The sequence below is a fragment of the Stenotrophomonas sp. YJH_SMC_8 genome (assembly GCF_059371315.1).
The window spans coordinates 247,022-272,922 of record NZ_JCAFUL010000006.1; the positions used below are offsets into that span (position 1 = coordinate 247,022).

At 65.2% G+C, this 25,901-nt stretch carries 30 protein-coding genes; 9 read left to right on the top strand and 21 right to left on the bottom strand.

Annotated elements, in window-relative coordinates:
* Positions 1–251 precede the first annotated feature (251 nt).
* Positions 252–896, top strand: a complete 645-nt coding sequence (locus AC5P88_RS10065) for a class I SAM-dependent methyltransferase (RefSeq protein ID WP_495224939.1) — start codon at positions 252–254, stop codon at positions 894–896.
* A 119-nt stretch (positions 897–1,015) separates the two neighbouring features.
* On the opposite strand, the gene AC5P88_RS10070 is transcribed toward AC5P88_RS10065, so the two are convergent.
* From AC5P88_RS10070 to ppsR, 5 genes are all read right to left on the bottom strand, one after another.
* Complete coding sequence (locus tag AC5P88_RS10070) at positions 1,016–2,383, bottom strand: MATE family efflux transporter (RefSeq protein WP_495224940.1); 1,368 nt, start codon at positions 2,381–2,383, stop codon at positions 1,016–1,018.
* Between the two features lie 133 nt (positions 2,384–2,516).
* Positions 2,517–3,140 carry a DUF2239 family protein gene (locus AC5P88_RS10075; RefSeq protein WP_495224941.1) on the bottom strand — a complete coding sequence of 208 codons (624 nt, stop codon included), beginning with the start codon at positions 3,138–3,140 and terminating at the stop codon, positions 2,517–2,519.
* A gap of 143 nt (positions 3,141–3,283) precedes the next feature.
* The gene (locus AC5P88_RS10080; protein WP_106551357.1) at positions 3,284–3,772 is read right to left on the bottom strand and encodes an NUDIX hydrolase; all 489 of its coding nucleotides are present in this window, start codon (positions 3,770–3,772) and stop codon (positions 3,284–3,286) included.
* A 42-nt stretch (positions 3,773–3,814) separates the two neighbouring features.
* The gene (locus tag AC5P88_RS10085; protein WP_111113715.1) at positions 3,815–4,324 is read right to left on the bottom strand and encodes a DUF1249 domain-containing protein; all 510 of its coding nucleotides are present in this window, start codon (positions 4,322–4,324) and stop codon (positions 3,815–3,817) included.
* 195 nt (positions 4,325–4,519) lie between these two features.
* Positions 4,520–5,341 (bottom strand): posphoenolpyruvate synthetase regulatory kinase/phosphorylase PpsR, encoded by an 822-nt coding sequence (gene ppsR / locus AC5P88_RS10090; RefSeq protein ID WP_006452040.1) that lies wholly within the window; start codon positions 5,339–5,341, stop codon positions 4,520–4,522.
* A 144-nt stretch (positions 5,342–5,485) separates the two neighbouring features.
* Here ppsR and ppsA point away from each other — a divergent pair, with 144 nt between their 5' ends.
* Both ppsA and AC5P88_RS10100 read left to right on the top strand, forming a co-directional pair.
* Positions 5,486–7,864: a phosphoenolpyruvate synthase gene (gene ppsA / locus AC5P88_RS10095; RefSeq protein WP_106551416.1), complete on the top strand. Its 2,379-nt coding sequence runs from the start codon at positions 5,486–5,488 to the stop codon at positions 7,862–7,864.
* Positions 7,865–8,001: 137 nt separating this feature from the next.
* Positions 8,002–8,898 (top strand): mechanosensitive ion channel family protein, encoded by an 897-nt coding sequence (locus AC5P88_RS10100; RefSeq protein ID WP_495224942.1) that lies wholly within the window; start codon positions 8,002–8,004, stop codon positions 8,896–8,898.
* A gap of 131 nt (positions 8,899–9,029) precedes the next feature.
* Here the strand turns inward: AC5P88_RS10100 and AC5P88_RS10105 are convergent, their stop codons facing one another.
* From AC5P88_RS10105 to AC5P88_RS10125, 5 genes are all read right to left on the bottom strand, one after another.
* A complete protein-coding gene (locus tag AC5P88_RS10105) occupies positions 9,030–10,145 on the bottom strand; it encodes an alkene reductase (protein ID WP_495224943.1) in 1,116 nt (371 codons plus the stop codon).
* Positions 10,146–10,303: 158 nt separating this feature from the next.
* Positions 10,304–11,176: an EcsC family protein gene (locus AC5P88_RS10110; RefSeq protein WP_495224944.1), complete on the bottom strand. Its 873-nt coding sequence runs from the start codon at positions 11,174–11,176 to the stop codon at positions 10,304–10,306.
* A 159-nt stretch (positions 11,177–11,335) separates the two neighbouring features.
* Complete coding sequence (orn, locus tag AC5P88_RS10115) at positions 11,336–11,908, bottom strand: oligoribonuclease (protein WP_049444646.1); 573 nt, start codon at positions 11,906–11,908, stop codon at positions 11,336–11,338.
* 75 nt (positions 11,909–11,983) lie between these two features.
* Positions 11,984–12,508, bottom strand: a complete 525-nt coding sequence (gene tadA / locus AC5P88_RS10120) for a tRNA adenosine(34) deaminase TadA (protein ID WP_495224945.1) — start codon at positions 12,506–12,508, stop codon at positions 11,984–11,986.
* Positions 12,509–12,583: 75 nt separating this feature from the next.
* Positions 12,584–12,943, bottom strand: a complete 360-nt coding sequence (locus tag AC5P88_RS10125; RefSeq protein WP_106549107.1) for a winged helix-turn-helix transcriptional regulator — start codon at positions 12,941–12,943, stop codon at positions 12,584–12,586.
* 78 nt (positions 12,944–13,021) lie between these two features.
* Here AC5P88_RS10125 and AC5P88_RS10130 point away from each other — a divergent pair, with 78 nt between their 5' ends.
* The 3 genes from AC5P88_RS10130 to AC5P88_RS10140 all read left to right on the top strand — a co-directional run bounded on the left by AC5P88_RS10130 (position 13,022) and on the right by AC5P88_RS10140 (position 14,560).
* Entirely contained in the window at positions 13,022–13,789 is a 768-nt protein-coding gene (locus AC5P88_RS10130) for an NAD(P)H-dependent oxidoreductase (RefSeq protein ID WP_495224946.1), read from the top strand.
* 68 nt (positions 13,790–13,857) lie between these two features.
* Positions 13,858–14,295, top strand: a complete 438-nt coding sequence (locus AC5P88_RS10135) for an acetyltransferase (protein ID WP_106549105.1) — start codon at positions 13,858–13,860, stop codon at positions 14,293–14,295.
* Between the two features lie 28 nt (positions 14,296–14,323).
* The gene (locus tag AC5P88_RS10140) at positions 14,324–14,560 is read left to right on the top strand and encodes a hypothetical protein (RefSeq protein ID WP_258179461.1); all 237 of its coding nucleotides are present in this window, start codon (positions 14,324–14,326) and stop codon (positions 14,558–14,560) included.
* 21 nt (positions 14,561–14,581) lie between these two features.
* Here the strand turns inward: AC5P88_RS10140 and AC5P88_RS10145 are convergent, their stop codons facing one another.
* Positions 14,582–15,088: a GNAT family N-acetyltransferase gene (locus AC5P88_RS10145; protein ID WP_495224947.1), complete on the bottom strand. Its 507-nt coding sequence runs from the start codon at positions 15,086–15,088 to the stop codon at positions 14,582–14,584.
* A 260-nt stretch (positions 15,089–15,348) separates the two neighbouring features.
* Here AC5P88_RS10145 and AC5P88_RS10150 point away from each other — a divergent pair, with 260 nt between their 5' ends.
* From AC5P88_RS10150 to AC5P88_RS10160, 3 genes are read left to right on the top strand one after another with little or no spacing between them, the layout of a single operon-like run.
* Positions 15,349–16,020, top strand: a complete 672-nt coding sequence (locus tag AC5P88_RS10150; RefSeq protein WP_495224948.1) for a hypothetical protein — start codon at positions 15,349–15,351, stop codon at positions 16,018–16,020.
* A gap of 40 nt (positions 16,021–16,060) precedes the next feature.
* Positions 16,061–16,714, top strand: coding sequence for a hypothetical protein (locus tag AC5P88_RS10155; protein ID WP_495224949.1), 654 nt, complete (start codon positions 16,061–16,063; stop codon positions 16,712–16,714).
* Complete coding sequence (locus AC5P88_RS10160) at positions 16,711–18,036, top strand: XVIPCD domain-containing protein (protein ID WP_495224950.1); 1,326 nt, start codon at positions 16,711–16,713, stop codon at positions 18,034–18,036. The genes AC5P88_RS10155 and AC5P88_RS10160 overlap by 4 nt, the downstream gene beginning before the upstream one ends.
* 54 nt (positions 18,037–18,090) lie before the next feature.
* On the opposite strand, the gene AC5P88_RS10165 is transcribed toward AC5P88_RS10160, so the two are convergent.
* From AC5P88_RS10165 to AC5P88_RS10210, 10 genes are all read right to left on the bottom strand, one after another.
* The gene (locus tag AC5P88_RS10165; protein WP_495224951.1) at positions 18,091–19,368 is read right to left on the bottom strand and encodes a hypothetical protein; all 1,278 of its coding nucleotides are present in this window, start codon (positions 19,366–19,368) and stop codon (positions 18,091–18,093) included.
* A 97-nt stretch (positions 19,369–19,465) separates the two neighbouring features.
* On the bottom strand, positions 19,466–20,470 hold the full coding sequence (locus AC5P88_RS10170; protein ID WP_495224952.1) for an XVIPCD domain-containing protein: 1,005 nt from the start codon (positions 20,468–20,470) through the stop codon (positions 19,466–19,468).
* A 57-nt stretch (positions 20,471–20,527) separates the two neighbouring features.
* Positions 20,528–21,064, bottom strand: coding sequence for a hypothetical protein (locus AC5P88_RS10175; RefSeq protein ID WP_033833160.1), 537 nt, complete (start codon positions 21,062–21,064; stop codon positions 20,528–20,530).
* Between the two features lie 320 nt (positions 21,065–21,384).
* Complete coding sequence (locus AC5P88_RS10180; protein ID WP_495224953.1) at positions 21,385–21,909, bottom strand: DUF4189 domain-containing protein; 525 nt, start codon at positions 21,907–21,909, stop codon at positions 21,385–21,387.
* A gap of 413 nt (positions 21,910–22,322) precedes the next feature.
* A complete protein-coding gene (locus AC5P88_RS10185; RefSeq protein ID WP_495224954.1) occupies positions 22,323–22,778 on the bottom strand; it encodes a DUF4189 domain-containing protein in 456 nt (151 codons plus the stop codon).
* 118 nt (positions 22,779–22,896) lie between these two features.
* Complete coding sequence (locus tag AC5P88_RS10190; RefSeq protein WP_495224955.1) at positions 22,897–23,442, bottom strand: DUF4189 domain-containing protein; 546 nt, start codon at positions 23,440–23,442, stop codon at positions 22,897–22,899.
* Positions 23,443–23,552: 110 nt separating this feature from the next.
* Complete coding sequence (locus AC5P88_RS10195) at positions 23,553–24,071, bottom strand: DUF4189 domain-containing protein (RefSeq protein ID WP_223846428.1); 519 nt, start codon at positions 24,069–24,071, stop codon at positions 23,553–23,555.
* Positions 24,072–24,085: 14 nt separating this feature from the next.
* Positions 24,086–24,457, bottom strand: coding sequence for a hypothetical protein (locus AC5P88_RS10200; RefSeq protein WP_495224956.1), 372 nt, complete (start codon positions 24,455–24,457; stop codon positions 24,086–24,088).
* Between the two features lie 176 nt (positions 24,458–24,633).
* Positions 24,634–25,230, bottom strand: coding sequence for a DUF4189 domain-containing protein (locus AC5P88_RS10205; RefSeq protein ID WP_495224963.1), 597 nt, complete (start codon positions 25,228–25,230; stop codon positions 24,634–24,636).
* Between the two features lie 346 nt (positions 25,231–25,576).
* Positions 25,577–25,901 (bottom strand): type IV secretion system protein (locus tag AC5P88_RS10210; protein WP_495224957.1); only part of this gene is annotated, 325 nt, incomplete at its 5' end.

The following is a 25,901-nucleotide window of genomic DNA, read 5'->3' on the forward strand; positions in this document are numbered from 1 at the left end:
CACCAGCGGTGAATTTTTCGCCACCCATCTTGACAGCCTAGGGGGGTGGCGCCTGTCGCGGCTTATCCACAAAGTTGCCCACGCGTAATCCACACCCCCTGTGGACAACCAGATCTCACCGACTGCGACGCTGGACATTTCCTCATCACCCTGCAGCGGGGTTTCCCTACTTCCCAAGCCGCAAGGTCAGCGCTATGGTCACCGGCGGACCCGCCGCCGCCACGTCCGAATCTCTTCGATGGACGACGACGATGCTGGATGCTTCCACCCTGGCCGCGCAGCTGCGGCAGCCCCATGGCGACGCCGCGCTGGCGGTGGCCGACTCGATGAACCGCAGCAACAGCGCCCTGAACCTGGCCGCGATCGGGCTGCTGGCGGTGGCGGTCGGCGAGCGCATCCTCGAGATCGGCCCCGGCAATGCGGCCTTCGCGCCACAGCTGTTGCAGGCGCCGGGCAGCCAGTACCTGGGCGTTGAACTGTCCGCCGCCATGGTCGAGGCCGGCAACCGGCGGCTGGCCAGTGCCGGCCTGGGCGACCGGGCCGCGATGCGGCTTGGCGATGCCCATGCGCTGCCGGTGGACGAGGCATCCGTGGATGCCGCACTGGCGGTCAACACCCTGTACTTCTGGCCCAACCTGGCCCCGGTGCTGGACGAGCTTGCGCGCGTACTGCGCCGGGGAGGCCGGCTGTGCCTGGCGTTCGGCGATGCGGCCTTCATGCGCAGCCTGCCGTTTGCCGCCGATTTCCAGCTGCACGAACTGGACGCAGTTGAGCTGGCGATGCGCGTATCGGGATTCAACATCTCGGCCTGGCGCAGCCATCGCGAAACCGCCGCCGGCAATGACGGGCAGACGCGGGAGAAGCATTTCCACCTGCTGCTGGCACATCGGCGCTGATTGCCGCCGGGCGTGGCCCGGCGCTAACCGACCCGCATCGGCGTGGATTTTCGCCGGATGCGATCCGACCGAGCGGTAGAGCCGGCCGCTGGCCGGCTGCCCCGGCAATGGCGCTGCGGTCAGGCCGCCGCCGGCAACCGGCTGCGCCACCTCGCGAAACACATCGTCTGCAACACCAGCATCGCCACCAGTCCCAGCGGCCACGCCCACCACAGGCCGGTCAGCCCGTGCCGCGCCTGCAGCCACATCGCCAGTGGCAGCTCCAGCAGCAACACCGCTGTCATGCCCAGCAGCGCCGGCAGCAGCACGGTTCCGCTGCCGCGCATCACGCCGACCAGCACCGTGGTGCCGCCCATCGCCAGCACGCCCCACGCCACCGTGCGCAGCTGCAGTGCCGCCAGTTCGCGCACCTCCGGCGCCGCCAGGATCAGGCCGGTCAGCCACGGCGCCAGCGCCATCACCAGCAGCACCACGACCGTCAGCATCGCCAGGCCCAGCATCACGCCGGTGCGGGCAATGGCGGGCAATCGTGCCGCACGCCCTGCCCCCATCGCATGCGCGGCGAGGATGGTGGCGGTGATGCCCAGCGACATGGCCGGCAGCTGCACCCAGCTCATCAACTGGTTGACCGCACCGTAGGCCGCCGTGGCGGTGTAGCCATAGCGGTTGATCCAGCCGAGCAACACGATCTCGGCAATGGCCAGGCTGAGCATCTGCAGCGAGGACGGCACGCCGATGCGCAGCATCGAACGAATGATCGCGCCATCGAAACGGATGGCCCGCAGCAGCTCATGGCCGGGTGCCAGCGGATGACCCAGGCGATGCCAGCGCCACAGCAACCAGACCAACGCAAGCAGCGAGGCTGATGCCGCCGACACCGCGGCACTGGCCGCGCCCAGCTGCGGGAGGCCGCCCCAGCCGAGGATCAGCAGTGGCGTGCACAGCAGGCCGAGCACGGTCGCCAGCAGCAGCGCGTGCAGCGGCGTCTTTGCGTCACCCACCGCGCGGCTCACGGCCGTCGCCAGCCACAACAGGAAGAACACCGGCGCACTCAGCAGCAGCACCCGCGCATAGACGATGGCCTCGCCGAGGACCGGCGACGGCGTCCCCAGTGCCGCCAGCATCTGCGGCGCGAACACGCCGCCCACGCCCATCACCAGCAGCGACAGCAGCAGGGCAATCGCCACCGCGCTGCCGGCCACCGAGCGTGCCCGCTGCGGTTGGCCAGCGCCCCAGGCCTGGCCGATCAGCACCATTGCGCCCGTCGCCAGGCCCATCACCAGGGCCATCAGCAGGAAGAACACCGGGAAGAACGCCGCGGCGGCAGCCACCGCCTGCGTGCCAAGCAGATGGCCGAGGTAGACGTTGTCCAGCGTGCCGGCGGCCAGCTGCAGTGCATTGGTCATCAGCATGGGCAGCAGCAGGGCCAGGTAGGTGCGCGACAGCGGCGGCGCAACCGGAGGTGTCGCGTGTGCGGAAAGGCTCATGGGGTTTCTCTGGGCAAGGCGCTGCCCTGCCCGGCGTTTCCGCCAGCAAAGCAAGCACGAGGTAAGCGGGCAGTCGCCCGCGATCAAGCGGCGCCGTCGTTCATCCACGGCGCCCTGGGTCGCACGTCAGTACTTAAACAGGTGGGGTATCGAAGGCCAGCCGCAGGGCGTGATCGCGCACGTCCCCGGGCCAGCGGTGCAACGCCGCTTCCAGGCCCGCGCGGTCATGCGCGAACAGGAGGCGGATGGCTTCCTCGAAGCCGGGCAGATCACCGGCAATGGCCTGCAGGAAGTGATAGGCACGCTCGGTATCACGGCGCTGCCGGTCCTTGTCTGCACCCGCACGGCTGGCCGCTTCCACCAGCCTGCGCAGGACCACGGAGGCCCCACCCGGCTGTTCGGCCAGCCACGCCCAATGGCGCGGCAGCAACGTCACTTCGCGCGCAACCACGCCCAGCTTCGGGCGACCGCGGCCACGTGGGGGTGGTGAATCTTCGGTTTCTTCGGTGTGGGTTTCAACATCCGTCTGCAGCGGCACCGGAAACGCTTCGGCGACCCGCGTCAGCAGTTCCGCGTCGCTGCCACGCGTATCGAAATCGCGGGTGCGGCCGGTGGCATTGTCGAACACCAGCAACGGACCTGCAGCGTTGTCGGCGCGCAGCTGTTTGAGGGCCAGCGCGGCCAATTCCGGCGTACCGGAAACGACCAGGCGATGGCCGTCGAAACAGCTGAAGGGGGGCAGTCGGGACGCAGACATGGCATTGGCATCGGGGGCGATGCACAAATATTGCCCGGGTAATTTGCGCCCGTCAATATCACCCGGGTATTAATAGACCAGAAGAGCGTTCCAACCAGGGTTGGCACCCACCGGAATGGTTGGCGCCCGCCCGATCCGCCGGCTCACAGGCGGCTGTAGGACCAACTGACCATGCGCCCGTCCTTGTACGGCATCACCCCGTGGAACGGGCGCGGGTCGGTGTCGAACACCAGCGGCAGGAAGTTGCGGTCGCCCTCCCACATCGGCAGCGTGTCCAGCTTGTCCAGGTCCACCCATTCCAGCGTGCCTTCGTGGTTGCCGCCGTGCGGGGTGCCCTCGAAGCTGTCGATGACGAATACGAAGCCCAGCCAGTCCTCGCCGTGCTTGCCGAAACCCGGCCAGCTGATGGTGCCGCGCAGGCGCATTTCCGTGCAGTCGATGCCGGCCTCTTCCTGGATCTCGCGGCGCATGCTGGCGGCCACGTCCTCGTCCGCTTCGATCTTGCCGCCCAGCCCGTTGTACTTGCCCAGGTGATGGTCACCGGGGCGGGTATTGCGATGGATCATCAGCACCTGGCGACGATCAGGCGACAGCACGTAGCCCAGGGTGGCGACGATCGGGGTATACGGCATGGGGCAGCATCCAGCGGCAGGTCAGCCGTGGATTATGGCCGATCAGCGCACCAGCGACAGGCGGCGTTCGGTGGGTGTGCCTGCGCCATCGGGATCACGGCGCAGGGTGGCCACGCCGTGGCCGCGCTCGGCCAGGTATTCCAGCCACTTGCCGAGGAAAGTATTCATCCGCATGCGGTGGCTGATCAGCTCCGCCGGCGGCGGGTACAGGCCCATGGTGTCCTGCCAGCGGCGGCCGACGTAACAATGGGTGGTCTCGGCCTGGCGCGCGTCACGGTACAGGCGCACATAGGCCGACGGATCGGGCTCGCCGGTGACCGGATCAGCCAGGTCGTAGGTCAGGCGCAGCTCCACCGTGTAGCGGTGGCACTCGATCACGTCCAGGCGCACGTCCAGGCCGTCGCCGATCGAGGAGATGTAGCTGCCCGCCGCCAGTCCGGCCGGTTCGAACAGGCGCACCAGATGGCGGTAGTTTTCCGCGTACAGCCCCATGAGCCAGCTCAACCGGCTCAGGCGGGGAATGCGTTCGGTACGGGGCAAGGCTCGGGCCATGGGTCGATCCTACACGTTGGTGCTTCAACGTGGGGGCGCGCATGCGCAAGCCAACCCCGGGGGTAGTGCCGGCCGCTGGCCGGCAACACTGCGTCGTGGCCGAGGGTTCATCGATCAGCCGGCCAGCGGCCGGCACTACAGCGCGCAGCATCCACTGGTAGCGCCGGGCCATGCCCGGCGAACGTGGCGCGCGCCTCAATACAGCTCGCGCTGCAGCCCCAGCGTGGCCAGCACCTTGCTGGAGATCTCCTCGATCGAGGTATGGGTGGTGCTCAGGGTCGGGATCCGCTCCATCTGGAACATCACCTCGGCCGCGGCCACTTCGCGCTTGCAGGTGTCCAGGTTGGCATAGCGCGAATTCGGACGGCGCTCCTGGCGGATCTGCTGCAGGCGGTCCGGGTCGATGGTCAGGCCGAACAGCTTGCGCCGGTAGTTGCGCAGGCGCGGCGGCAGGCGGTCGCTTTCCAGGTCCTCGTCGGTCAGCGGATAGTTGGCCGCGCGCACCCCGTAATGCAGGGCCAGGTAGATGCAGGTGGGCGTCTTGCCGGCACGCGACACCGCCACCAGGATCACGTCGGCGTCGTCATAGTTCACCGCAATGCCGTCGTCGTGGGTCAGCGCGAAGTTCATCGCATTGATGCGGCGGTGATAGGTGTCGAAATCGACCATGCCGTGGGCCTGGCCAACCCGGGCCAGGCGCGGGCTGGCCAGTTCACGCTCCAGCGGCTCGATGAACGGTGCGAACACATCCAGCATCAGTGCCCCGCTGTCGGCCAGGATCAGGCTCAGGCTCTGGTCCACGCAGGAGTTCACCACGATCGGCCGGACCTGGTACCGCTCCCCCGCCGCCTGGATCCGGGCACAGGCTTCACGCGCTTTTTCGGGGTCGTCGACAAACGACATCCGGTCGGTAATGAAGCTGAACCCGGAGAACTGGGTCAGGAGGCTATGCCCAATGGTTTCAGCGGTGATACCGGTTCCATCGGAAACGTAGAACACCGGACGGATGGTCGACATGCGCGCTTTTACCCCCTACGAAGCTTAAAAAGGCCGCCAGCACAAGCTTGTGCCGACGGTGCTCTGCCCGGCATCATATCGGCTTCTTCCTACGGACGCGGCCACTCAGCCCGCCTCGGGCGATGGCCAAACGGAGCATCGCGCTTGAACGAGAACATCCTGTGGTTGCACGAACTGCGTCTGGCCGATCTGGCCCGCGTAGGCGGCAAGAATTCGTCGCTGGGCGAGATGATCGGCAACCTGGCCGGTCTGGGCGTTTCGGTGCCGGGCGGTTATGCCACCACCGCTGAAGCCTTCAAGGACTTCATCGCGCACAACGATCTGTCCAAGCGCATCTTCGACAAGCTGGCCACGCTGGACGTCGAGGACGTCAACGCGCTGACCGCGGCCGGCAAGGAAATCCGCACCTGGGTGATCGATGCCCCGCTGCAGCCGCAGCTGGACCAGGACATCCGCACCGCCTACGCCAAGCTGAGCGCCGACAACGGCGGTGGCGACGTGGCCGTTGCCGTGCGTTCGTCGGCCACCGCCGAGGATCTGCCGGATGCCTCCTTCGCCGGCCAGCAGGAAACCTTCCTCAACGTCACCGGTGCCGACGACGTCGTGCACAAGGTCAAGGAAGTGTTCGCCTCGCTGTACAACGACCGTGCCATCGCCTACCGCGTGCACCACGGCTTCAAGCACGAGGACGTGTTCCTGTCCGCCGGCGTGCAGTTGATGGTGCGTTCGGGCGTCGGTTCCTCCGGCGTGCTGTTCACCCTGGACACCGAGTCCGGCTTCCGCGACGTGGTGTTCGTCACCTCCTCGTTCGGCCTGGGCGAAATGGTCGTGCAGGGTGCGGTGAACCCGGACGAGTACTACGTCTACAAGCCCACCCTGCAGGCCGGCAAGCCGGCGATCCTGCGCCGCTCGCTCGGCAGCAAGGCGATCCGCATGGTGTATTCGGATGTCCCCGGTGAGCGCGTGAAGATCGAGGACACCCCGGTCGAACTGCGCAACACCTTCTCGATCAGCGACGAGGACGTGCAGGAACTGTCCAAGCAGGCGCTGGTCATCGAAAAGCACTACGGCCGCCCGATGGACATCGAGTGGGCCAAGGACGGTGTCAGCGGCAAGCTGTTCATCGTGCAGGCGCGCCCGGAAACGGTGAAGTCGCGCAGCCACGCCACCCAGATCGAGCGCTTCGCGCTGACCGAAAAGGGCGGCAACGTGCTGGCCGAAGGCCGTGCCGTCGGCGCCAAGATCGGTTCGGGCGTGGCCCGCGTGGTGAAGACGCTGGATGACATGAACCGCGTGCAGCCGGGCGACGTGCTGATCGCCGACATGACCGACCCGGACTGGGAACCGGTGATGAAGCGCGCTTCAGCCATCGTCACCAACCGCGGTGGCCGTACCTGCCACGCCGCGATCATCGCGCGCGAGCTGGGCGTGCCGGCCGTGGTCGGTTCGGGCAACGCCACCAAGGTCATCGAAGATGGCCAGCTGGTCACCGTCAGCTGCGCTGAAGGCGATACCGGCTTCATCTACGAAGGCAAGCTCGGCTTCGAGCGCACCACCACCGATCTGGGCAACATGCCGCCGGCACCGCTGAAGATCATGATGAACGTGGCCAACCCGGAACGTGCCTTCGACTTCGGCCAGCTGCCGAACGCCGGCATCGGCCTGGCCCGCCTGGAAATGATCATCGCCAGCCACATCGGCATCCATCCGAATGCGCTGCTGGAATACGACCGCCAGGACGCCGCGACCAAGAAGAAGATCGACGAGAAGATCGCCGGTTACGGTGATCCGGTCAGCTTCTACGTGGACCGCCTGGCCGAAGGCATCGCCACCCTCACCGCCTCGGTTGCACCGAACGCCGTGATCGTGCGCCTGTCGGACTTCAAGTCCAATGAGTACGCCAACCTGATCGGCGGCAGCAACTACGAGCCGCACGAAGAGAACCCGATGATCGGCTTCCGCGGCGCCAGCCGTTACGTCGACCCGAGCTTCTCGGCCGCCTTCGCGCTGGAGTGCAAGGCTGTGCTGCGCGTGCGCAACGAAATGGGCCTGGACAACCTGTGGGTCATGATTCCGTTCGTGCGCACCCTGGAAGAAGGCCGCAAGGTCATCGAGGTGCTGGAACAGAACGGCCTGAAGCAGGGCGAGAACGGCCTGAAGATCATCATGATGTGCGAAGTGCCGTCCAACGCACTGCTCGCCGATGAATTCCTGGAGATCTTCGACGGCTTCTCGATCGGCTCCAACGACCTGACCCAGCTGAGCCTGGGCCTGGACCGCGACTCGTCGATCGTCGCGCACCTGTTCGACGAACGTAACCCGGCGGTGAAAAAGCTGCTGTCGATGGCGATCAAGTCGGCACGCGCCAAGGGCAAGTACGTCGGCATCTGCGGCCAGGGCCCGTCCGATCACCCGGATCTGGCCGAGTGGCTGATGCAGGAAGGCATCGAATCGGTGTCGCTGAACCCGGACACCGTGGTCGATACCTGGCTGCGCCTGGCCAAGCTGAAGGCCAACGGCTGATGCACTGATGGCCGCAGGCTGACGTCGTGTTCATCGGCGTCAGCCCATACTGCTGCTGCACGCAAGCCCCGCCTCTGCGGGGCTTCGTGTTTCTGGCGTCCAAGGACGCCCTGCCCTTCGCAGCAAAGGATGTCCGCATGATCGCCGCCGCAGCACCCGCCACTCCCGCCGCAACGCCCTGGTTCCACTCACTCGACTGGGAACGCCTGCTGGAAACCTATGGCGTGCCGCTGCTGGCCGCGGTCGTGGTGTTCCTGGTGGGCATGTGGGCGGCGCGACGGCTGTCCAACGCGATGCCACGCGCGACCGCGCGCATGGGCGTGGACCCGATGCTGGGCAGCTTCCTGCGCAACGTGGTCTATGCCACCTCACTGGTGATCGTGGCGCTGCTGGCCATCGACACGCTCGGTGTGAAGATCACCCCGCTGCTGGCCGTGCTCGGCACCGCTGGCCTGGCCGTCGGCCTGGCATTGAAGGATTCGCTGTCCAACATCGCCTCGGGCGTGATGCTGGTGACGCTGCGCCCGTTCCGTGTCGGCGACGTGGTGACCGTGGCCGGGCAGACCGGCACGGTGCGCGAAGTGCGCATCTTCCAGACCGTCCTCACCGGCGCCGACAACCAGCACACGACCATCCCGAACACGCTGATCACCGCCGCACCGATCATCAACCTCACCGCCGAACCGACCCGCCGCGTCGAACTGGTGATCGGCATCGGCTACGAGGACAACATCCAGCTGGCGCGCGACACCGCACTGGCGCTGATGAAGGCCGACCCACGCGTGCTGCAGACGCCGGCACCGGACGTGGTGGTGTACGAACTCGGCGCGCATGCGATCAACCTCGGCATCCGCTGCTACGTGAAATCGGCCGACTGGTTCGGGACCAAGGTGACGCTGCTGGAGCAGCTGAAGCTGGGCTTCGACAAGGCCGGCATCAACATTCCGTATCCGCAGCAGGACATGCACCTGTACCTGCATGGCAAGGATGGCGGCGTGGTCGAGGCGGATGCGCTGGTGCGCGACAAGCCCTGATCCCAAACAGAAATGCCGGCCAGCGGCCGGCACTACCCTGCCCCGCGCCCCCTGGTAGTGCCGGCCGCTGGCCGGCACCCACCCATCTCCATGCACCGGTAGTGCCGGCCGCTGGCCGGCAGCCTCCAGGATCAGGCGGCGACGCTCTCTTCCAGCGTCGGGTAATCGGTGAAGCCAAGCGCACCACCGCCAAAGAACGTCGCACGGTCCGGCGGATTCAGTTCCGCACTCAAGCGCAGGCGCTCAGGCAGATCCGGATTGGCAATGAACGGCCGACCGAACCCGATCAGGTCGGCCCAGCCTTCGGCCAGCGCCTGTTCGGCGCGCTCGGCGGTGTACTTGCCGGCATAGATCAGCGTGCCCGGGTAGACCATGCGCAGCGCCTGCTTGAACGCCGCCGGCATCACCGGCGCATCCTCCCAATCGGCTTCGGCAATGTGCAGGTAGCCCACGCCCAGCTCGCCAAGCAGGTGTGCAGCGGCCAGATAGGTCGCCTGCGGCGTATCGTCCACCGCGCCCTGCAGCGTGGTCAGCGGCGCCAGGCGCACGCCAACGCGATCACCGCCGGCCACTGCCACTACCGCCTGCACCACTTCGCGCAGGAAACGCAGCCGATTCTGCAGCGAACCACCATAGCCATCGGTACGCTGGTTGGCCTGCGAATCGATGAACTGGTTGATCAGGTAGCCGTTGGCGCCATGCAGTTCGACGCCGTCGAAGCCTGCCTCCAGCGCATTGCGCGCGGCCTGCGCGTAATCGGCGACGATGCCCGGGATCTCGTCCTCGCGCAGCGCGCGCGGCATCGAATGCTGGATCATCTCGCCCACGCCCGCTTCCGGGCCTGCACCCGTGGGGTCAACAAACACCTTCACGCCTTCGGCCAGCAACGCCGACGACGACACCGGTGCTGCGCCATCGGGCTGCAGGGCCACATGCGAGACGCGGCCGACGTGCCACAGCTGCGCGTAGATGCGGCCACCGGCGGCGTGCACGGCATCGGTCACCTGCCGCCAGCCCTTTACCTGTTCGGGGCTGTGGATGCCCGGGGTCCAGGCATAGCCCTGGCCCTGCGCGCTGATCTGGGTACCTTCGCTGACGATCAGGCCGGCACCGGCACGCTGCGCGTAGTAGGTCGCCATCTCGGCGGTGGCAACGTTGCCGGCAGCCGCACGCGAGCGGGTCATCGGCGGCATCACGATGCGGTTGGGCAGGGTCAGCGGGCCCAGACGGTGGGAGGTGAACAACATGGCGGACATCTCTTGCGGGGGGAGTGCCAGCAAGAATGGGGACCGCCTGCGAAAGGCAACAGGCGTGTTGTGGCAAAACAGTTGTGCCCGGCAGGCAAGGATGGCCCGGCCGGGGTCGGATCCCTTTGCAACGCAAAGGGCTCTGACCCCAAACCCGGTTACAGCGCCGGCTCGATCAATACACCGCCATGCGCCACCCGGTCATAGCAGGTGCGCACCACGTCTTCCCCGTACTTCAGCTCCAGCCGGCGCACGATGAAGTGGCCACGCGCCATGTCCTGGTAGTAGTCGGTGAACATGGTATTGAGCGTTGCACCGGCAGCGGCACCGACAATCGGCACCGCCTGCGCGGCGAACTTCTCGGTGACCACCACGCCGAAACGCGCCGCCACCTTCTCCACCATCTTCGCCAGCAGCTTGCCAGCTTCCTTCGGTGCCACGCCCAGGGTCAGGTCGCGACCGGTCACCACGCGCCCGGCCAGTTCAGCCGACAGGTGGCGCATCACGTCGGTGGTGAAGCCGCGGGCCAGGTAGTAGCCGGTCTCGCTGGCGTCATCGCGCGGCGAGTTGCCACCCAGCGCGAACACCTCCAGGCAGGCCTGGCGGGTGCTGAACTCGGACAGGTCGAAGCCCTCGCTGCGGGCCACGTCGGCCACCGCGCGCATCATGATGGTGGTCGACACCGGCAGCTCGATGAACAAGGCCGCGAAGCCGAACGCCCCGCCGACCGCGCCGGAGGTGGCCGCCGCCAGTTTGTGCCAACGGGTTGAAGCGCCTTTGCCCGGCGTGTTGTCCATGCTCCACAGCGCGGCCTGCGCGGACTTGGACAGCGCCGCCTGCACCGCACCGTGGATGCGATTGGAGACCGAGCTGGGCAGCGCCTTCACCGCGAACTCCAGCGGCGTGCCGACCAGGTTGGCCATGCGCGCGGTCAGGGTCGGCGCTTCCAGCAGCGCCACCGCCCGCTGCAGGTCGGACCAGTCGCGGGCGTCGTGGGCGATGTCGCGGGGGAGCAGGATAGGCTCGTTCATGGCGCCGATCTTAGCGCCAGGGAGTTGAACGGAGGGTAGTGCCGGCCGCTGGCCGGCAACCCGATACACCTCACGAAAGCCGCCGGATTGCCGGCCAGCGGCCGGCACTACCCGTTCGTGTGTCACCCGACAGCGCCGGGCCATGCCCGGCGTCGTTGTTCAGGCCGTGGGCAAGCCCGACAGCGCCCCCATGAACTGGCGATAGTGGCGCAGCTCGGCGATGGAGTCGTGCACATCGCTCAGGGCCGTGTGGTTGCTGTTCTTGCCGACACCGGCAGCCACCGTCGGCGCCCAGCGCTTGGCCAGCTCCTTCACCGTGGACACGTCCAGGTTGCGGTAGTGGAAGTACTTCTCCAGGCGCGGCATCTGGCGGTGCAGGAAGCGACGGTCCTGGCAGATCGAGTTGCCGCACATCGGCGACAGGCCTGCCGGAATCCACTGTGCCAGGAAGTTCACTGTCTGCGCCTCGGCCTGGCCAAGGGTGGTGGTGCTGTCCACCACGCGCTGCCACAGGCCCGAACGGCGATGCTGGTTGCGGTTCCACTCGTCCATCGCCTCCAGCGTTTCCAGCGGATGATGGATAGCGAATTCCGGACCTTCGGCCAGCACGTTGAGCTGGGCGTCGGTGACCACGGTGGCGATCTCGATGATCGAATCGTTGTCGGTGTCCAACCCGGTCATTTCCAGGTCGATCCAGATCAGTCGTTCGTTGGCCGCGCCGGTGTCCGCCATTGTGTCGCCTCGTTGCTGGGCAGGCGCGCGGCCTACCGGTGAAGGAAAGAGGCGCCCATCATACCCGTTCGCCCCTCAGCCCTCGCCGACCTGGTCTTCCAGCAGCAGCGGCGGCTTGCCGCGCTTGGCGCGGAAGTAGTTGGTCAGGCGCACGCTGGCTTCCTTGGCCAGCACGCCGCCGTGGATCTCCACCCGGTGGTTGTGGCGCGCGTCACCGAGCAGGTCGAACACGCTGCCGCAGGCGCCGGTCTTGGGATCGCTGGCGCCATACACCAGGCGCGAGACGCGCGCATGCACGATTGCCATCGCGCACATCGCGCACGGCTCCAGGGTCACGTACAGGGTGCTGCCGAGCAGGCGATGGTTGGCCAGCTGCTTGCCGCCGGCCCGCATCGCCACGATCTCGGCATGCGCGCTGGGATCGTGCGAGGCGATATTGAGGTTCCAGCCCTCGCCCAGCAGCTGGCCATCGGCGCTTACCAGCACCGCGCCAACCGGGATCTCGTCGAACTCACGCTGTGCGCGCTCGGCCAAGGCCAGTGCATGGCGCATCCAGTGTTCATCGGCGTCGTGCACCGGTACACCCAGGACATCGGTCATGGCGGTTCTCGCTTTTCAACTGGGCCAGGATGGCCGCCGGGGGCGCATTGTACGCCCGGGGCCGTGCAGACGCCGCTAACGTGCGTCGAAGCGCTCTCGGGCCGCGTCGAGCGCAGGGAAGTTGTGCTCGGCCCAGCGGTCCAGGGCAGCCAGCGTGTCGACCAGGCCGCGCGCAACCTCGGTCAACCGGTACTCCACATGCAGCGGCTTGCTGCCCCGGTCGCAACGCTCGACCAGGCCATTGCGCTCCAGCTGCCGCAGGGTCTGGGTCAGCACCTTCTGCGAGATGCCTTCGATCTTCCGCAGCAACGCGCCGTTGCGAAGCGCGCCCTGCGCCAATGCCGGCAGCAGCAGCATCACCCATTTGCCTGAAATCAGCGCAAGCGCGTCGCGTGCGGAGCAGTCGGCGGCATACACGTCTCCGGGATAGGCCATGGTTACCTCAAGGTGCGTAATTGCCGGGGCAGGCCGGCATCGCGAGGATGGTCGCACACTCCACGACTCCCTCGACCCATGCGCGCCCTGATCCTGCTGGCCCACCCCGAGCCCCGTTCGTTCAATGCACATCTGGCCGCGCAGGCCGCCGAGCAGCTGCGGCATGAGAACCTGCAGGTGGACGTGGTCGACCTGTATGCGGAAGGCTTCGATCCGCTGGAAGCGGCTGACCACCATCCGCATCGCCTGCATCCCGACCACTTCGACGCCCAACGCGAACAGCGGCACAGCGCTGAGCAGGGCCAGCTGCCCGCCGAGGTGCAGCGCCATCTGCAGCTGCTGCGGGCCACCGACCTGCTGATCCTGCAGTTTCCGCTGTGGTGGTTCGCGGCTCCGGCCATGCTGAAGGGCTGGCTGGACCGCGTGCTCGTCTACGGGCCGATGTACAACAGCCGGCAGCGCCACGAGCACGGCGTGATGCAGGGCAAGCGCGCGTTGCTGAGCGTCACCACCGGCTCGTCGGCGCGGGCATGCGCGGTGGACGGCCGCGAGGGCGACACCCGGTTGCTGCTGTGGTCGTTGATGTACAGCCTGCGCTACGTCGGCTTCGAAGTGATGGAACCGTTCGTGGTGCATGGCGTGCGTTCCGGGCTGCCAGCGGATCGCGTGCGGGCGCACGACAAAGCAATGGCGGCGGCCACCAGCGACTACCGCGAGCGGCTGGCAGGCTGGCGACAATGGCCGGGCGTACCCTTCAACGACAGCGATGACTTCGAGGATGGGGTGGTGCTGCGCGCCGACGCAGCTGCGCACAGCCCCTTCATCCGCCACCGCGACGCGGGATGAATCTTCGCCTGCAGGCGTTACCGGAAAGCCTCATACTTCGCACTCTTCCGAAGCACCTTGGTGAACCCATGACCACCCTGCGCCCCTCGCGCGCCGACGAAGGCGCCGCCCTCGTCGACCTCTGGCGTCGCGCCGTCGACGCCACCCACGACTTCCTCAGTGCCGAAGACCGCCAGGCCATCGATGCCGAAGTGGCCGGTTTCCTGCCGCAGGCGCCGATGACCGTTGCTGTCGACGCACAGGATCGCCCCCTCGGATTCATGCTGATCGACGGCACCCACATGGAAGCGCTGTTCATCGATCCGGACGTGCGTGGCACTGGGGTTGGTCGCCAACTGCTGCAGCACGCGTTGGCCCTCTGCCCACAGCTGAGCACCGACGTCAACGCACAGAACGCGCAGGCCGTGGGCTTCTATCTGCGCATGGGCTTCGTCGAAACCGGTCGCTCACCGCTCGATTCGCAGGGGCGTGCGTATCCACTGATCCATCTTCGGCATAACGGCTGACATCTGTTGGCCGCAACCGCGTGCTAGCGTGGCTGCCTTCGATCAAGGAACGCCGTGCATGGATGGTGCAAAAGCCCTGTTGACCCTGTTTGCGCTGGGCATCAGCCTGGTCTGGATCCTGGTGCCATTTGCCATCTTCGCTGTCCGCAGCCTGCTGCGTGAGGTACTGGCGGAACAACGTCGCACCAATGAACTGCTTGAACACATCGGCGGTTATCGCATTCCAAAGCCACAACCCGAACCGACCGTCTGGCGCGCGCCCTGACGGGCACGCGCTCGCCGTGGATCAGGCCGTCGCCTCGAAGGCCGGCGAGTACTGCACCTCGCCCTGCGCCAGCGGCAGCTGCAGGCAGAGCGCCTGGAAGTACTCCGCAGGCACACCCGGCAGCACCAGGCCTGGCTCGGCACGGAAGCCGAAGCGGCCGTAATACGCCGGCTCACCCAGCAGCACGCAACCCCGTGCGCCCAGTCCACGCAGCGCGTCGAGTGCCGCGCGCATCAGCGCCGCGCCAATGCCCTGCCCCTGCCACGCCGGCAGAACCGAGATCGGGCCAAGGCCGAACCAGCCTGTGCTTCCATCGCTGATGGTGACCGGCGACAGCGCAATGTGTCCGACCACCTGGCCTTGGGCTTCGGCGACCAGCGAAATGCTCAGCTCCCCACGCGAACGCAGCGCATCGACGATGAACTGCTCGGTGTGGCTGCTGTGCGCGGCTTGGCGGAAGGCAGCTTCGGTGAGCGCATGGATGACGGCGTGGTCGGCAGTGGATTCGGGGCGGATCGTGTAGTCCATGGGGGAAGATTTCGCTTGGGTGATGATCGCGTGAATTAATGATCGATGTCACAGATCGGCGGCTGAATATCGAATTCATTACGCGGTCGTTCCGAATCCGGCAAATCGACTGTGCCGCAAGCACTTCCGCGACACCGCCCAATCCTGAATGCGTCAAATTTCTGGCACTCATGCCCGCTCGCGGCTGGCGCCGGGTTTCCCGGGCACCCCATAATCGGGAAACCTGTCACCAGGGAAGGATATATGGACATGGATGCACGATGCAGGAACACGCCTTGAGCACGGCAACGCCATCGCGAAGCGCGCGATGCTGGCTGCCGGCGGCCCTGCTGCTGGCACTGGCGGCGTGCTCGCCTTACGCAGACGCAGAGCGCGATGTCGCCGCGGGTGGACGCGGCCTGGCCAAGCTCAATCCCGCACCGAAGCAGGCCTATGAGCTGGTGCTGACACTGAAGGACGCGCCGGGTCCGTTCGCGATCGTTGAGGGCGTGGCCCAGTACGACGTCAGCAACTACGCAGATTGTGGTCGGATCCTGCCTGCGACCGGCACTGCAGGGCGCATCACCAGCCAGGAACCCGTCGAGCTACGCAAGGTCGGTGAGAACGAATACCGCGGTACTTTCTACCTGGACCGTATGCAGGACGAGGAGTACTACGGGCGCGGCACTTGCCACTGGGCACTGACGGGCGTTGGCGCGATGTTGCGGGCCACTGCCGGCAAAGCGGACACCCGATTCTTGACGTTCCTCAACAAGGAGCGCATGGAGAACGGCTCTCCTCTAACGCTTCTCTACCCAAAACTGATCTATCCACGCGCCGACAACGTCGCCAACTATGGCGCTAGTGGTGAGGAGGATCCCTTGGCGTACAGCGCCGATCTTCGCGATGCGCTGTTCTCAACCACCACCACTGTGCAGAAACTCGCGCCATGAGCTGCCAGTTCAACCATCCCTACCCCCAAGGAGGCCGACATTGCGCCACAAGATGATCCCGTGCCTTGCTCTGCTTCTATTGACCGCCTGCAACCCGGAGACCGCCATGAACCAGGAACGTGCCGCTGCCGAAGCCGATGTCGCCCAGGGTGGGCGCGGCCTCGCCAAGCTCAACCCCAGCCCGCGCAAGGCCTATGAACTGGTGCTGCGCCTGAAGGATGCCCCCGGTGATTTCGCGGTGGTCGAAGGTGTCGCGCAGTACGACGTGACCAACGAAGACCAGTGCGGGCACATCGAACCGGCCACCGGTACCGCCGCACGCATCACCAGCCAGGAGCCGGTGGAGCTGCGCAAGGTCGCCGACGGCGAATACCGCGGCACGTTGTATGTGGACCGTATGCTGGATGAGGACTACTACGGCCGTGGCGTGTGCAAGTGGGAGTTCAGCGGCGCAGGGGCGATGCTGAAGGCAACGGGCGCCGAAGGCGAAACGCGCTTCCTGACCTTCGTCGAGGCCAAGCCACTGACCGAAGGCAGCGCGCATACGCTCTACTACCCAGACGCGGCCTATCCGCGGGCACCGCTTGCTGCCAACTATCCGGCCACCGGCAAGTCCAATCCTGCAGACTACGTCGCCGAACTGCAGGGCAAGCTGTTCACCATGAGCCTCAGCGCCAGTGAGGTCACCCAATGACCATCACCTCTCAGGACTACGCCGCACTTTCCGATGACGCCTATAAGGATCGTGCAGTCGGGCGACGGGCTCCGGGCCAGGAAGAGAAAGTCACGCTCAACGGACACGAGTACAGAGTTCTTGAGCATGTCGACAATCGGATCAACGGTTACCAAGGCACCATTTACCAACGCACGGACACCAACGAGATCGTGGTCGCTCATCGCGGCACGGAGCAGATCGCCCGCGACGCGATCCTGACTGATGGCGGCATGGTGGTAGCCCGTACCAACGTACAGGCCCCCGATGCCATCGCCCTGACTCGAAGCGCGTTGGATATCGCCAAGCAGGACGCCGCATTCGGAGGGCGTGCCCCGCAGGTCACCGTCACCGGCCACTCCCTCGGCGGCGCCCTGGCCCAGATCACCTCGCACCATTTCAACGTCAAGGGCGAGACCTTCAACGCCTATGGCGCGGTCAGCCTCAGCTACCGCATCCCCGAAGGTGGCAACACCATGATCAACCACGTCATGGCCTCCGATCCGGTCAGCGCCGCATCGCCGCATTTCGGCCAGGTCCGCATCTATGCGAAGCCGGACGAAATCAAGACACTCGCCGCAAACGGCTTCAGCAACCATCCGATGCGCGCCCTGATCCCGGACAGCCCGCTGATTGCAGCAGGCAGCTCGTTCGGTGCGCACAAACTGGGCAACTTCCTCGACCAGGGCTCTGTGCTCAAGCACCCTGAAACGCAGAAGCTGGCCAAGGACAACGCCAAGATGATCGAGGAGTACCGCGACGACGTGGAATCACTGCGCCGTGGCGTTACCCGTGCAGCGCGTGGCATCCCGGGCGGCGCCATCGATCTGTACGACCACATCCGCGGCCCGCTTCAGCCTGGTGAACCGGCACGCCGCGAAGCGGAGAAGAACGGCCATCACACCAGCATGCTGCGCATGGACGATGCCAACCACCTGGGCAACCCATTGTTCAACGACGCGATCCGTGGCGTGCATGCGCAGGACGTGCGGGTCGGGCGCGTGCCGGACGTGATGAGCACGCAGCTGGCTGGCAGCCTCGCCGCCGAGATGCATGCCGCTGGCGGCAAGCGGATCGACGAAGTCGTGATGAACGCCGATGCCTCGCGAAGCTTCGCGGTGCAGGGCCAGGGCGGCGACCCGGCACACCTGCGCGTGTCGGTGGACACGGCCATGGCGATGAACACGCCGCTGGAGCAGAGCAGCCAGCGCATCGACCAGCAGGCCGCCGGTCAGCGCCATGCACTTGAGCGTGACCAGCAACTGGAGCAGCAGCAGAACCAGACCCGCAGCATGCAGGCCTGATGGACTGCACGGGAGCCGGTCATTCCGGCTCCCGCTGCACGTCGGCACTCCGGCTCAGGGACCGGAGGCAGCCATCGGCGCGGAGGTACCGGCCGTCACAAACAGATCCGGGCCAGAATCCGGGAAGCCGCCACAGGCCCGATCCCCCGGTGCCACTGGGTCGCAGGGCCACTGGCTGCGCGAAACCTTTTCGCGCAGCTCGAAGCGATCTCCGGTCCAGACCACGAATGCCAGGTGCTCGCGGTTCCAATCACTGAACGCACGCGGGCCACCCTTCTGGGCGGTCTCCGGGTACTGCACGAACCAGCGCATGGCCGGGCCGTACTGCAGCTTGCTGTGGTCCAGGCTGATCCGGCCTTCGCGCGACAGCTGGCGTGCACGATCGGCCTCCGTCAACGGCGGCATCGTCGGCATTGCATCGGCGGTCACATCCCGCGGCGCCGCATCCCCGCGGACCTGGTACACACGCTGGGCCACATAGGCCTCGCGGCAATCCCCCGCTGGCACGCGTACCGGCTCCGCGCCGTACTCATCGCGGTTGGCGACCCGGTCGCTGCAGGTGAACGGCGCCGACACCAGGTAAAACGTACTGTCGGCGTCACGCCCTTCCAGCGAACGCACCCAGATGTCGCCCATCCGCACGATGAAGTCCGGGCGCTGGCCGTAGCCCGGTACCGCCTTGAACCAAGCCTTCTGCTGTACCTCTCGCTCGCGCCAGCCGCGTGGCAGGTGGATATCCTGCGCGGGCAGCGCGACCAGCAGCGCGGCCAGATGCGCCGGCATCGTGCCCTGGCAGGCGCCAATCAGCAGGTCGCCCTGGGTCGCCAGTCGCCCGGCCAGATCCACCGGACAGCGGGCACCGAGCGCACGCTCGGTGGCCTGTTCCGGAGGCAACGGCACGATGGCCAACGCGGGCGGTGCGGGTGCTACCGCCGGAACGGTTGGCTCGACGGTGGCAGGCGGTGCAGCCACAGGCGCCGCCACTGCGGGCGCAACGGGCGCAACCGGCGCAGGCACCAGGTCCGCGGCCGGCGCCGGCTGCGTGCCCACCCCAGGTGCCGCAGGAGGTGTCACGGCAGCCGGTACTTCGGGAGCCGGCGCCGCGACAACGGCTTCGGCCGTCATGGGTGCTGCAACGGGCGCCGCCCCTGCAGGCGCGTCAACGGTCGCCTCGGCAGCGGGGGGCGTTTCCACGGCGGGTGCAGCTGCTTCCTGAGCCTGTGCCGACGCTGCGGCAAGTCCAAGTAACAGCAACCAGAGCGGCGGCAGGCGGCGCACGGATGCATTGCAGCGGGCAGCGGCGTGCCGGGCATTCGAGGGAACGATTCGCATGTGGTGTCCTTACGTTTGGGTTTCCATGTCGGCGCCACAGGGCGCCACGCGTCGTACGTAAAAATACCGGCGGCCCCCTGCCCGCCGGCATCAGGTGTTACATGGATCGAGAACGCTGCTCCTGCTCGCGGGCGAGCGCGGCCGTCGGATCCTGCTGCGCAACACTGGCCGCCAGCTGCTGACTACTCTGCGCCAGTGGCTGCTGTGCGGCCTGCTCCCGGTCTACGGACGCACGCAGCATCGCCGGATCACCCAGCGCGCCCTGCACCGCAAACAGCGTGCGGCCATCGCTGCCGGCCAACAGATGATCGATACGCGACAGGCCGGCCTTCTGCGCGCCCAACGCCAATGCGCCAGCGGTATTGTCGAGTTCCTGTGCACTGCGCAGCCCACTCTGCGGTCCCAGCTGCTGCAGATGCCTGCGCGCATCCTCGAACAACGCATTGCCGGGCTCACCGGCATGCGACATGTCACGTGCAACGGTCTGCGCCGGCGCACCGACTTCGCCGCGATCCAGTCGCGCCATCACGTCCGGCGTCAACTTCTGTTGCCAGACCTCGAAGCGTTGCCGGCGTGCCTCGATGCCATTGAGCGCGCCATTGAGCGCATGCGTTGCTTCGCGCACATCCTCGCGCGCCGCCTCCGGCACCCGCGTCTGCCACTGCCAGACGGCAATACGGCCTGCGTGCTCGGGCTGCGCGGCCAGCTCCGGCTGATTCACCAGGTCCAGATCCAGCGCCTTGCCGGCACGCTCGTAATTTTCCTTGCCGACCAGCGGCAGATAGCCGCGGCCGTGGTACTTCAGCGCGTCACCAGGCGCGTCGTTGCCCATGCGCCCGCCATACATCAGCTCGGCCAGGTTTTCCGGGCGGCCACGCAGCGCTTCCTGGCGGGCGCCCTCCAGCGCAGCGTTGCCATTGCGCCATGCAGCTTCCACCGGGATCTGCGAGATTCCCCGGGTGAAGTTGAAACTCTCGTTGAGCCGGCTCAAGCCGCGCGACTCGTGCCCCGCCTGGGCCATGAAATTGGCCAGTTCAAGCGGGGAGTCGATGCCGGCTTGGGTCGCCTGCCGCAACAGCTGCGACTCTCTATCGGTCGACACAGTGCAACTCCTGAATCTTCATCAGCGCGGATTCCCTTCCGCCGGTTGGAGCTTGGCTCATGGAAGCGACACCTCGGCGACACTGGACGGGTCGAAGTCCTCGAACCGCACCCTGCCCAGCTCCGCCACCGAGTAATCCCGGATGTTGGTCGCTTCGGTCTCGATATCCACAACCTTGCGTCTCACCCCGTCCACCCAGCAGGCCTTGTCCGCGGGCGCATAGCGGAACCGGTAGGTGCTGCTCCAGCGCTCGCGGCTACCGCCGTTGGTGATCACGCTGAAGGTGCCCTTCTCGACCATTGCATACGCAAAAGGGTCGCCGGCCAGGCCACCTCGGGTGGAACACGGCACCAGCTTGTCGTTGCGCGCGGCCAGCTGCCAGCGCCCGCGCCCATCACCGCGCAGCAACAGCAGCACCCGGTTTGGCCCGTGCTGGCCGGGCACCAGCCCTTCCGGCGTCGGCTGGTCGATGACCAGCAGCTGATACTCGATGCCATCGCCGTTGAGCTCGCCCCTGACAGCTTCCAGCAGGTTCGCACCGGACGGAACAAATGCCAGGGCATCGTCCATGTGTGCGCCAACCCTGTCTTCCATCCCCTCCCACTCCTTCAATGTGGTCATGCCGATGCCCGCCTCCCTGCCCAGCCGGAATGCGGTACTCCGGCTTATCCGCGTTTGCGCGGACAGGGATCATAGCCTTGCGTACGGCAAGACCGCGATGATGACGAGCGTTACCCGATGCAGGGGCTGACAGCGTCCTCATTGGACGGAAGAACTCCTGCATTCGGCGGCACTGGCGCGTCATTTTCATGACGCGCGAGGAGCTTACCGCGAGGCGTTCTGCCGCGTCGAAGGCCGAGGAAATCGAAAAGCGGAATTGATCACAGAAAACGAGGCTTAGCGTGAATGGCGCCTTACCTGATGAACAGATCCGCCGTGCAGGCCGTTCTGGCGATCCCGCATTGCCCCTGCGGCAGCTGCTTCCATGCCGCCTTCGCGTTGCATTGCTGCATCGCGACAATGACCGCTCCCTGTTCGGACATGGCGGTGGCAACGCTGGTGGTTTCAGTGCCCAGGCCCGCGTGGGCGACCGCCACGCATTGCGCCTGGAACAAGGTCGCCAATGTGCATTCGCCCTTCCCGAACTCCTTGCACTCCTTCATGGATGCGCGCTTGGCCTTGCCCCGCGAACGCATCGAGTTGCTGATGAAGGTATCGCCGCGGGCATCCATTGCCACGCCGCGCACGGTCTGCGCCCAGTTGGGGCGATTGTTGTACGGGGATCCTGAGCTGCTCACCGGAATAGGCGCACAGCCCTGTACACCCTGACCACCGATGGGATACATGCCCTGCGGGCAGTTGCCTTCGGCAAGCGCGTTGAATGGCAACATGCCTGCAATCAGCAGGCAGGGGAGGAAAGCGAGGTGGATCCGTTTCATGGGGAGACTCATTCCTTTGCTGCCCATTGTGAGAGGTGGGACGGCCTGAGCAGACGATCGCTGCCCAAACTTGCCTCCCGGATTGGGAGGGCTCCGCAGAGCAGACAAGGCCCAGGCTGGCCGGGTACCAGATCATTGGAGAACTCGGCGATTCCAACCGGAGTGCTCGGCAAGCCCCATGGTCGCGCAGCCACGCTGAACGCTCAAAGTCAATCGCGTCAGACTGTGCATCAGCGCAGGCTCGACTGAAGTAAATCACCCAGTTGAAATAGAGCCGGGGCACAGCAAGTTACTGTCGATCAAATAGACGCCGTCGCACCAATATCGCCTTCACGTCGGCATATCGAAGCTTGCCCTAGCCGTTGCCCTGAGCAATCAACACGCTCCAGGTGCTGGCTGTCAGGATCCTTTAGCTAGAACGCCTCATAGACCGGCTCAGAACACGCTGAGTAGGCGACTTTGCATTGCGTTCCAGCCGGATCCACGCAGATCTTTTGTGCCTGCGCAATGGCTTCCTTCAAGTCTTGACCGCTCGCAACGCCACCACGCGCCCCATTGCATTGGCTCTGAGGAACGACCCAAGCGGCACACTGGTTTCGGTACGCGATGAGTATTCGGCAGTCGCGAGCAGCGTGCATGCCGCATCCATCGAGAGCGACACGCTCTGCATCCTCTTTCGTCGCCCTCCCTGTCGCCACGCCTGCTTCGTTCGTACTGGGCGAGGAAGCAATGGCACCCCACGTCTTATGCCACTGGCCAGCGGGTTCCGCCCCACGGGCGCTCCCCCCCCGCTCCAGGGATGGGGGCACACCCCCCCACCCCTTGATCGCCGATGGGGTACTGGCCGGCCGGGCATCGGCCCTCCGCATTGGCGTTATTGGCAACGAGGAGTGCAGCAAACAGCAGCGTCAGAGTCACGAACGCCGGATTACCGCGTAAAGGTTTGAAATCGGCCATTGTCTTGAATCTCCATGACGTCACAACCGATCAGTCTTGCTGGAAGAACGGTTTGGTACAGTCAGAATGGAAAACGGAGCAAGCCTGACTTCCCAAATCCTTGCAGTCCTTGGCTGCCCGCTCCTGCGCCTGTTCTTTCGTCGCCCCGGTGTTGAATCTCATGCCATTGTCCGGTCGTGCAGCCCGGACAACCGCATAGCATTGGTTGTAGTAGGTAAAAACAACTGTGCAGTCGGTAGCTCCGCCCTGCCGGCATCGCTCGACGGCTTGGCGCTCTGCCGAAGCCTTGGCCTGATGCCCAGTGGCAGAACCTGCATCTCCTCCAGGCGAGCTGGCGACTGCACCCCATGTCTTGACCCAGTACCCGGGATTCTCCTGCGGGGCGCTCTGAGTCGCGCCGGGTATGGGTGCGCAGCCTCCAACGCCTTGGCCACCAATCGGGTACTGGCCCCCAGGGCAACGGCCTTCGGCATTGGCATTTTCAGTAACGACGAGCACGGCAAACGCCAGCGTCAAAAACCCAAGAAATGTTACCCAGATGCTTGAATCCGGCCATTGCCAAGACATTTTGGACATCACTGTTGATCACTCGGTGGTCTGATGCTCCGCACCCGTCATCTTCCTTGAAGCCTTCCGCAGTGCTTCAAGCGACATCCAAAGAACGGGAGGCAATATGATTTGCCATATCAGCCCTCCTGAAAGAAGGGCTTGGTGCAGTCCGAGTGGACGAACGTGCACTCCTGGCTTCCCGAATTCCGACAATCCTGCGTCGCCCTTTCCAGCGCCTGTTCCTTGGTAGCACCCGCGTTGAACATCGTTCCATTGTCCGGCCGGCCGGTTCTGATGGACGCATAGCACTGGTTGTAATAGGTGTACAGAACCTTGCAATCAGTTGCTCCCCAGTGACCGCAGCGCTCGATCGCCTGTCGCTCGGCCGAGGCCTTGGCCTGATGGCCAGTCGATGCACCCGCATCGCCATTCATGGATCCCGCAACGGCTCCCCACGTCTTAACCCAGTGCCCGGGATTCTCATCAGGCGCGCTCCGGCCTGCACCAGGGATGGGAGCACAGCCGCCCACTCCCTGATCGCCGATCGGATACTGGCCCGGAGGGCAGCGACCTTCTGCTAACGCAGAATTGATGTATGCAGAACCCATAAACACGAAAGACAAGCAAAGATATTTCAGAAAACCGTTGGCGCTCATCGTCAGTCCAGCCTCTAATTTCCTTGATTGGCGTTCGCCGCGCCACGTTGACCAGGTGTGGTTCCTCCCGCCCCGCCCGTGCCGTCAAACACTCGGCCCAGACTGTTCTGAGGATTTGCTGCATTGTGGCCCGACGCCGCCTCTGGAGCCGCCGGCGGCGGAGCCGACATGCCCGGCGGACGACCATCGGCACTCGGCGAGGCACTTGCGCCACCACCTATCTGCGAATATGCCATGAAGGTGCCCAGGGTACCCTGGAAGAACATCGCTGCCATTGGGGGTGTAGTCAGGATCAACGCGGTGAGGATCAGGCCCATGCCTCCCTGCTGCATCGCCTGGCTGGTCATGCCATCGCTGGACGCGCCCATCAGCGGGAACTTGTTCACAAGCGCTATCATCCAGGACGAGGCAGAACTGATGGTTGGCGACATTCCCACTTGGCACAAAGCCAACGCCTGATGCACGGCCAGAAACGGGAAAGGCCTTCATCAGGCCTTTTCCTTTGAGAAATCACGGCAAAATTGCAACGAGCGACAGAGCTCTATTGCCGCTAGACCTCACATCAGCGGAATGGCTTGAACTCAGACATACTGCAAGCAGAGTAGATAACAGTACAACTGCGCCCTTTACCCTCGGATTCACAACGGCGTACTGACTCCACCTTCGCATCCTCTTCATTAGGTGATCGATACGCCACGGTTGTCACGTCGGCGAGGGGTACTGAGCCGATCACCGGGCCAGCTAGCGCGGCGCATTGATTGTGGTACTCAAGAATGACTTTGCACTTCTGCCCTCCCATGCGCCGACATTCAGAGAGCGCGAGGGATCTGGCTTCGCTCTTTGTTTTTTTTACCTCTGCCACACCAATCGCCAAATTTTGGCCAACTTGATGGTCTGCGTCCTGCGCCAATGCACCCCATCGGGTTTCCCATTTTCCAGTTGGCATGGGGCCACTACTCTCACCACCAGCTTGACCACCGGGAATTGGCGCACAACCTCCTACACCCTGACCTCCCACTGGGTACTGCCCTGGGGGGCAACGTCCTTCCGCCAACGCCACATTAGAAATAATGAGCAGCAAAAGCACGACAATGCACTTCATACGCACACCTCTATCATTCGATACTGTCATTCCACGATCAGGCACCAGCCTGCCCATACTTTCCAGTATCTTGCTTGATCTCACCTGATCGCCCAATACCGTAACCAGAAGTCGCGCCGTGGCCCGAACTGACCGATGGAGCACTGGAATGATCCTTTGTCTGGGCCGGCGTGTAGTAACTACCCGGCGGCTGCCCACTCGGGCCCGGCGGCTGCGCCACCGGGCTACCACCTATCTGCGAATATGCCATGAAGCTACCCAAGGTGCCCTGGAAGAACATGGCTGCCATTGGGGGCGCAGTCGGGATACGCGTCGTTAAGATCGGGCCTATGCCGCCGTGCCAGATCGTCGATTGGTCATGTTACCGGTGGACGCGGCCATAACCGAGAAGTCGATCATCGGCTCATTCGTACAGAATGGAGCCGAAACACGAGTCATGGCCTCTTACACGGGGTAGCCATTCACCACGTTCATAGGACGCGCCCATGAGCGGGGACTTGTTCACAAGCGCCGTCATCCAGAACGAGGCCGACACACGGATGACCATGTCCAGCGCGATCGAGACCATCGCCGCCAGCACCGCCATGGAGAACATGGTTCCAATGCCATAGAACAACCATCGCTGGAACAACTGTTTGGTCTGGTCGAACAGAAGGCAAAGAATGAACAACGGCCCGAATCCGATGAACAACGCCATTGCCACTTCGTAGAGCAGAAGCATTGAACCC

Bases quoted from the DNA above. Each gene is read 5' to 3' on its own strand.
- AC5P88_RS10105 (WP_495224943.1), bottom strand. From the start codon at position 10,145: ATGTTGTTCACCTCCCACCGTCTGGGCCCGCTGACCCTGCCCAACCGC.
- AC5P88_RS10110 (WP_495224944.1), bottom strand. From the start codon at position 11,176: ATGAACGAGCCTATCCTGCTCCCCCGCGACATCGCCCACGACGCCCGC.
- AC5P88_RS10125 (WP_106549107.1), bottom strand. From the start codon at position 12,943: ATGGCCTATCCCGGAGACGTGTATGCCGCCGACTGCTCCGCACGCGAC.
- AC5P88_RS10190 (WP_495224955.1), bottom strand. From the start codon at position 23,442: ATGTCCAAAATGTCTTGGCAATGGCCGGATTCAAGCATCTGGGTAACA.
- AC5P88_RS10130 (WP_495224946.1), top strand. From the start codon at position 13,022: ATGCGCGCCCTGATCCTGCTGGCCCACCCCGAGCCCCGTTCGTTCAAT.
- AC5P88_RS10145 (WP_495224947.1), bottom strand. From the start codon at position 15,088: ATGGACTACACGATCCGCCCCGAATCCACTGCCGACCACGCCGTCATC.
- AC5P88_RS10075 (WP_495224941.1), bottom strand. From the start codon at position 3,140: ATGTCTGCGTCCCGACTGCCCCCCTTCAGCTGTTTCGACGGCCATCGC.
- AC5P88_RS10165 (WP_495224951.1), bottom strand. From the start codon at position 19,368: ATGCGAATCGTTCCCTCGAATGCCCGGCACGCCGCTGCCCGCTGCAAT.
- AC5P88_RS10080 (WP_106551357.1), bottom strand. From the start codon at position 3,772: ATGCCGTATACCCCGATCGTCGCCACCCTGGGCTACGTGCTGTCGCCT.
- AC5P88_RS10150 (WP_495224948.1), top strand. From the start codon at position 15,349: ATGCAGGAACACGCCTTGAGCACGGCAACGCCATCGCGAAGCGCGCGA.
- AC5P88_RS10205 (WP_495224963.1), bottom strand. From the start codon at position 25,230: ATGGGCAGGCTGGTGCCTGATCGTGGAATGACAGTATCGAATGATAGA.
- tadA (WP_495224945.1), bottom strand. From the start codon at position 12,508: ATGACCGATGTCCTGGGTGTACCGGTGCACGACGCCGATGAACACTGG.
- AC5P88_RS10065 (WP_495224939.1), top strand. From the start codon at position 252: ATGCTGGATGCTTCCACCCTGGCCGCGCAGCTGCGGCAGCCCCATGGC.
- AC5P88_RS10135 (WP_106549105.1), top strand. From the start codon at position 13,858: ATGACCACCCTGCGCCCCTCGCGCGCCGACGAAGGCGCCGCCCTCGTC.
- AC5P88_RS10175 (WP_033833160.1), bottom strand. From the start codon at position 21,064: ATGGAAGACAGGGTTGGCGCACACATGGACGATGCCCTGGCATTTGTT.
- AC5P88_RS10070 (WP_495224940.1), bottom strand. From the start codon at position 2,383: ATGAGCCTTTCCGCACACGCGACACCTCCGGTTGCGCCGCCGCTGTCG.
- ppsR (WP_006452040.1), bottom strand. From the start codon at position 5,341: ATGTCGACCATCCGTCCGGTGTTCTACGTTTCCGATGGAACCGGTATC.
- AC5P88_RS10160 (WP_495224950.1), top strand. From the start codon at position 16,711: ATGACCATCACCTCTCAGGACTACGCCGCACTTTCCGATGACGCCTAT.
- AC5P88_RS10195 (WP_223846428.1), bottom strand. From the start codon at position 24,071: ATGAGCGCCAACGGTTTTCTGAAATATCTTTGCTTGTCTTTCGTGTTT.
- AC5P88_RS10185 (WP_495224954.1), bottom strand. From the start codon at position 22,778: ATGCGGAGGGCCGATGCCCGGCCGGCCAGTACCCCATCGGCGATCAAG.
- orn (WP_049444646.1), bottom strand. From the start codon at position 11,908: ATGGCGGACACCGGCGCGGCCAACGAACGACTGATCTGGATCGACCTG.
- AC5P88_RS10180 (WP_495224953.1), bottom strand. From the start codon at position 21,909: ATGAAACGGATCCACCTCGCTTTCCTCCCCTGCCTGCTGATTGCAGGC.
- AC5P88_RS10100 (WP_495224942.1), top strand. From the start codon at position 8,002: ATGATCGCCGCCGCAGCACCCGCCACTCCCGCCGCAACGCCCTGGTTC.
- AC5P88_RS10085 (WP_111113715.1), bottom strand. From the start codon at position 4,324: ATGGCCCGAGCCTTGCCCCGTACCGAACGCATTCCCCGCCTGAGCCGG.